Raw genomic sequence first — 6437 nt, 5'->3', positions numbered from 1 at the left:
CCATATACTTCATCAGTTGAAATTTGGACAAACTTTTCTACGCCAAATCTTTTTGCATTTTCAAGCAGAACATTTGTACCAAGTACATTTGTTCTGAAAAAAACTTCTGAGCCAAGGATACTTCTATCCACATGCGATTCTGCAGCAAAGTTTATTACATGAGTGATCTCATATTTCTGAAAAAGGTAGTTAACCAGTTCATCATTTACTATATCACCTTTAACAAAAAAATAGTTCTGATGATTTTCAACATCTTTTAAATTATTAAGATTACCGGCATAGGTAAGCTTATCGAGATTGACTATAAAAATATCGCTGCGATTTTTTAAGATGTGATTAATGAAATTGCTGCCTATAAATCCTGCACCACCGGTAACTAAGATATTCTTCATATTAAAAAGAAAAGAATCCTATAAATATTCCTGACTGGATAAAAAATGAATTGCTGTTTAAATCAGATGGAATTCCTGAAACACTTTGATCATTATTCGCCGTCCAATCATCTGCGAATGTTATTTGATAACCTGCACCAAGTCTTAATGATACAAATCTGTAAACAGGATAATCCAGATTTATTGTTGGAGTGAACATCCAATAACTGTTCATTAATTTTTGATTGTAACTATTTGAATTAAAATTTGGATCAGAAAGTTCTTCCCAGGTCCCTGCCCATGAAAATTCACCTGAACTCCTGTACACATCTATCTCTAAATTTCCTGCACCAATTACAGTTCCAACTGAAATCCCAATATCTTTTATGAAAGGGAGTGTGTATTCAACTGTTACTCCTCCACCTCCCAAACTATAAACCACTTCTCTGTTTATATTATTGACAGTTTCTGATGTTGATTTAGAACCACCATAACCCATTCCTCCCACTCTCAGATTTTTAACAAAACCAATGTAAAGATATCCGGCAATTCCTGATGAATAAAATCCGCTAGTTGAAAGTTCCGCCATTCCAATTTGTTTTAACTGATCGTTTACCGGATTAATATTAGGGATGTACCAAGCAGGAACATATCCAATTCCACCACCAAAAGGAGCATCAAAAAACTGTCCGGATTGACCATAGCTGAAAGAAGTTGTAAGGAAAAGACTGGCAAATAATATTTTTCTATACATATAATTCCATTAAATAATTTATAAATTTACCAAAGGGCTTTAGGAAATCCAAAGAATGATAGCTCTCAAAATTATTAACAAATTTATTAATCGTCTGGTCTTTTAATAAGTCACAAATTCGGTATAACAAATGAAAAAAGTTTTAATTACCGGGGGAAGTGGTTTGCTCGGTCAATTCCTTAATCTCACTATTTCAAACCAATGTAAATTGCACACAACATTTAAAAATAATCCGGGAAATTGTAAGGACTTTCCATTCTCGGTTGTTGATATATTAAATGAAGATGAACTAAAAGAATTATTTGAAAATGTTAAACCGGATATTGTTATACACTCTGCTGCAATCACTAACCCTGTCCAGAAAGAAAATCAAACTTCCAAAGAATATTTTGACACAAATGTTAACGCAACAAAAAACATCGCCATTCTGTGTGAGAAGTATGAATCAAAAATGATTTACATATCCACCGATCTTGTTTACGCCGGCTACAGAGGTTCTTTTCTTAAGGAAGATGCAAAATTAATTCCCGCAAGTTTATACGCTGAGACAAAGCTTGTTGGTGAAATGAAGGTAAAAGAATCAACGGACAACTATTTGATTTTAAGAACTGCATTGTTGTATGGTTTTGGACTGAATCATTCTAAATGCCATTTTCAAAATATGTACGTGGACTTAAAAAACAGGAAACCCGTTAAACTTTTTACAGATCAGCTTCGAACTCCAATATCGCTCACAGATGCTTCGTTAATAATAGCACAATTGGTAAAAATGGATTTAATAAATGAAACTATAAATTTAGGTGGGACTGAAAGAGTTTCAAGATTTGAAATAGGACAAATGCTTTGCGACTTAGCCGGACTCGATAAAAACCTTCTGCAAAAAATTATGATGGATGAAATTCCGAACTTTCCTAAAGTTGAAGATGTTTCTTTGAATATTGATAAGTTGATTTCATTAAATTTAAAACCTCGATCAATTGAGGAAAATATTAATGAAATAATCACAAAATAATTTTAACATAGATTAATTGCTCAAAAAGCAATACCTTTAAGGAATTCAAAACATACTTCGGTTACAAATTGCCCTCAGAAGATAAAAAATTTATTTTCGTTGCACCTTCAATGCAGCCCTCACTGGCTTCATCAAAAGTGCATAGTCCATTATCCTATTTTACCAACAGATCAATGATGATATCTGTTGTTGCTATAATACTTGGAATAATTGGAGCTTTGATCGCACAAATCCTTACAGCACTAATCGGCTTAATTACCAATCTTGCTTTTTATGGAACATTTTCTTTTGACTTTGCTTCACCAAAATATAACCAACTTGGGCTGTTCGTTATTATAGTTCCTGTTATCGGGGGATTAATAGTTGGAATTATGGCAAAGTATGGTTCGACTGCAATCAGGGGTCATGGAATTCCTGAAGCAATGGAACAGGTATTGACAAACAAAAGCAAAATTCCTCCCAAACTAACATTGCTCAAACCATTATCAGCAGCAGTCGCAATTGGAACTGGTGGACCGTTTGGAGCCGAAGGACCAATCATTGCAACCGGTGGTGCAATGGGATCGATGATTGCACAATTTTTTTCTATGACATCGCAGGAAAGAAAAATACTTCTTGCTTGTGGCGCTGCAGCAGGGATGACCGCGACTTTCGGAAGTCCGTTATCCGCAATACTCTTAGCAATGGAATTATTATTATTTGAATTCAAGCCTGCTTCATTTCTTCCTGTAACTCTCTCTGCTCTTTCAGCAATCGGCACACACTTACTTTTTACTGAATTCAAGCCAATGTTTTTTATTGAAAATCTGCAAGCACCAACAGGTGCTTCAATTATTTCTTACTTCGGATTGGGAATTATACTTGGTATCGCAGCAATATTGATTACAAAATCTGTTTATAAAGTTGAACACTGGTTCGAGAAAATTCCTATTCACTGGATGTGGTGGCCTGCAATTGGAGGAATTGCTGTTGGCGTTATCGGATTTTTCGTTCCGGCTACACTCGGTGTTGGATATGACAATATTGAAAATATTCTTGATCAAAAAGTAACCGGGCAAATTCTTGTGATATTATTTATTGCTAAATTTATTTCCTGGACAATTGCTCTTGGCAGCGGTACTTCCGGCGGAACACTTGCACCGCTGTTTACAATTGGCGGAGGATTAGGCGCATCAATTTCAACATTGGCTTTATTATTATTTCCAAATCTTGACATAGATCCAAAGATGGCTGCACTTGCCGGAATGGCAGCAATTTTTGCAGGTTCTTCAAGAGCAATTTTTACTTCAATTGTATTTGTATTTGAAACAACTCTTCAGCCATCTGCCATTTTACCTTTACTTGCAAGTTGTAGTGCGTCATATTTGATTTCGATTCTGTTCATGAAACAAACAATAATGACAGAAAAAATTGCAAAAAGAGGTGTGAAGGTTCCTTCAGAATATATTGCTGATTATCTTGATCAGTTATCGGTTAACAAGTTTGCAACCGGCAATGTAATTACGGTCGAAGAAAATGAACCTCTTTACAAAATCAGGAACTGGATGTCAGCTAATAGTGATAAAATAAAACATCATACTTTTCCAGTAGTAAGTACAAATAATATGGTGAAAGGGGTGGTTACAAGAGAAGAAATTATGAATCCAGACGAAGAAGAAAACACATTAATAAAGAACCTGATTACTAAACCGCTTACTGTTCTTCTTGGGGATAACAGTATCAGAGAAGCGGCTGAGTTGATGGCTGAATCGGGTGTATATTCAATCCCGCTTGTTAATAATTTTACAGAATTGAAACTTGTTGGAATACTTTCCAGAAATGATATTTTGAAAGCACGCAAGCAAGCTATAATTGAAAGCAGAGAAGTTGAAAGAAGTTTGACAATTCCTTATCCAAAACTTGGGAAATTTTTCAAATTGAAAAAAGATAAGGTCTAAGGTTCCAGAGGTTTCAATACAATCACACCCGAATGTCTTTTATATTTCATAAGATAATCGGAAAGCGGTTCTTTTGTGATGTGTACTTTAGTATTAACAGTTGGTGCATGCAGCAAATGAATTCTTTCGTCGTCCATTTTCACCGCAATACCTAAATGACCGATGTCCAAACCTTCAACTGTTGTAGTAATTGCAATAATATCGCCTTCATTAATAAACTTTTCTTTTAATTCAACTTCATCTTTTGGAATGTAGTAATAAATTCTTGAACTAATTTCTTCTTCCTGAATTTTTATTTGAGGAATTAAATCAGGATTTTCATTCAACTGTTTATAGCTTTCAGGATGAGTTGACATAAAATTTAATTTAAACTGAATTGCTTTTCCAACAATCTGTTCAGTAATATCCTCAACGATACCTTTTGAAACATTATTGTAAATCCAATCAGAAAAATAATGCAATCTTGAAGGATAGCCATTAATTATTCCATCTCTGTAGCGAATGAATTGTAATTCTTCTGAATAATCTTCAAAAGATGTTTGCTTTTCTTTAACACATCTGGAAAGTGCTAATACATTTTCAACAAATGTTGTGCAGTCGAGCCCCAAAAGATTAATAACTAATTGCTCATCGCCATCTGTTTCTAATCCGTGAGCAAGATATTCTGTTCCGATAAAACTTTTCCCGATTTCAACCAGAACTTCATTAATAGGTTTCTGTGAAAGATTTTTATCAACTGATATTTGAAATATTGAATCACATTTTTCAACATCAACTTCAGAAAAAAGTTGTGAATAAGAAAACGATATTGAAAAAATGACGAGAAGAAATGTAAATATAGTTCGAACCAATTTTTAATTCTTAATTGTAAATTGTTAATTAATCAGATGATATCTTCATCAGCGGGCATTGAGGCAAATTCTTCAAGTTGACGGGCGTGAGCAAGATTCTCAAATCGTGCATACTCTTTAACAAAAGCAAGTTTAACCATTCCGGTCGGACCATTTCTTTGCTTTCCGACTATCACTTCAGCAACTCCTTCAAGAGATTCACCGTTTTCATCTTTTTCTATTCCATAATATTCCGGACGATTCAGAAACATAACAACATCAGCATCCTGTTCAATTGAACCAGATTCTCTCAAATCAGAAAGTTGTGGTCTTTTATCAGATCTTGATTCAACCGCTCTATTCAACTGAGCGAGTGCCATTACCGGAATGTTCAATTCTTTTGCCAAAGCTTTTAGTGAGCGCGAAATATGTGAAATTTCTCTTTCGCGTGTTTCAGCATTTGCCGGTCCGGTCATCAACTGCAAATAATCAATAATGATCAGTCCAATTCCTTTTTCAGATTTAAGTCTTCTCGCTTTTGCTCTGATTTCAAGAACAGTTGAAGAAGGAGTATCGTCAACATAAATAGGTGCATCTGTTAACTTGTGTACAGTTTTGCTCAGCTTTGGACCTTCTGAGTGCGGAAGTTTTCCTGTTCTTACAAGATGAGCATTTATTCTTGCTTCAGCACAAATCATCCTGATAATTAATTGCATTGTTGCCATTTCAAGACTAAAAATCCCAACCGGAACTTTATGATCAATCGCAGCATTCCTTGCAATCGACAAAGCCAAAGCTGTTTTCCCAATCGAAGGTCGTGCAGCAAGAATTATTAGATCTGATTTTTGCAATCCGCCAAGTATTTCATCAAGTTCGTAAAAACCCGTCGGCACAGAAAATCTTTGCTGAGTAGATGAGTGAATGGTTTCGATATATTCCATAGCTTCTCTTACAGCTCTATCCATTCCCTGGTAAGATTTTGTGAGATGACTTTCAGTTATATCAAATATTCTTCGTTCAGCATCATCAAGAATATCAAAAGCATCAGCAGAACCTTCATAAGCATTTTTTGCAATTTCGTGAGCACTTGTTATCAATCCTCTTAAAATTTGTTTTTCAAGAATGATCTTTGCGTGATATTCAATATTTGCTGCGGAAGGAATATTCTGCGATAGTTTGCTGAGATAAACTGCTCCACCTGCTTCTTCGAGATTACCTCGTTTCTTCAGTTCTTCGTAAAGAGTAACAGTATCGATTGGCTCATCGGAATCAAAAAGGGAAATCATCGCCTCAAAAATTATACGATGAGCTTTAGCATAAAAACTTTCTGGTGAAAGCATTTCTAGCGCTTTTGGGACTGCTTCTTTTTCAATCATCATCGCGCCAAGTACTGATGCTTCAATCTCAGGAGCTGATGGTGGTTTTACATCGCCGGATTTTGAATTATTAAATCCGTTTCCGTTATTATTTGTTTTTCTAGTTTTTGCCATTCTGTGGAAAAAATATCCGGCAGTTGCCGGATAAGTTTTTAAG

Annotated in this window: 6 protein-coding genes (1 of these 6 running past the window's edge); 2 read left to right on the top strand and 4 right to left on the bottom strand. The window is 35.1% G+C overall.

Annotation, left to right across the window (positions count from 1 at the left end; all coding sequences use genetic code 11):
• Both rfbB and HND39_09315 read right to left on the bottom strand, forming a co-directional pair.
• Positions 1 to 392, bottom strand: the start of a protein-coding gene (rfbB, locus tag HND39_09320; GenBank protein QKJ96467.1) for a dTDP-glucose 4,6-dehydratase. 628 nt of this gene lie to the left of the window's left edge; the window shows 392 of its 1020 coding nt (coding positions 1-392); the start codon lies at positions 390 to 392; its stop codon lies off the left edge, out of view.
• Between the two features lies 1 nt (position 393).
• Positions 394 to 1125 (bottom strand): hypothetical protein, encoded by a 732-nt coding sequence (locus HND39_09315; protein ID QKJ96466.1) that lies wholly within the window; start codon positions 1123 to 1125, stop codon positions 394 to 396.
• Positions 1126 to 1255: 130 nt separating this feature from the next.
• On the opposite strand from HND39_09315, the gene HND39_09310 reads away from it, so the two are divergent.
• Both HND39_09310 and HND39_09305 read left to right on the top strand, forming a co-directional pair.
• A complete protein-coding gene (locus tag HND39_09310; protein QKJ96465.1) occupies positions 1256 to 2137 on the top strand; it encodes an SDR family oxidoreductase in 882 nt (293 codons plus the stop codon).
• 110 nt (positions 2138 to 2247) lie between these two features.
• Positions 2248 to 4074 carry a chloride channel protein gene (locus tag HND39_09305; protein QKJ97951.1) on the top strand — a complete coding sequence of 609 codons (1827 nt, stop codon included), beginning with the start codon at positions 2248 to 2250 and terminating at the stop codon, positions 4072 to 4074.
• Here the strand turns inward: HND39_09305 and HND39_09300 are convergent.
• Together HND39_09300 and dnaB are read right to left on the bottom strand one after the other, a co-directional pair.
• Complete coding sequence (locus HND39_09300; protein QKJ96464.1) at positions 4071 to 4925, bottom strand: DUF1460 domain-containing protein; 855 nt, start codon at positions 4923 to 4925, stop codon at positions 4071 to 4073. The genes HND39_09305 and HND39_09300 overlap by 4 nt on opposite strands.
• Before the next feature lie 32 nt (positions 4926 to 4957).
• On the bottom strand, positions 4958 to 6394 hold the full coding sequence (gene dnaB, locus HND39_09295; GenBank protein QKJ96463.1) for a replicative DNA helicase: 1437 nt from the start codon (positions 6392 to 6394) through the stop codon (positions 4958 to 4960).
• Positions 6395 to 6437: the final 43 nt, after the last annotated feature.

The organism is Ignavibacteriota bacterium (assembly GCA_013285405.1).
Lineage (GTDB): Bacteria > Bacteroidota > Ignavibacteria > Ignavibacteriales > Ignavibacteriaceae > IGN2.
This window is presented reverse-complemented; position numbering and strand designations above follow the sequence as displayed.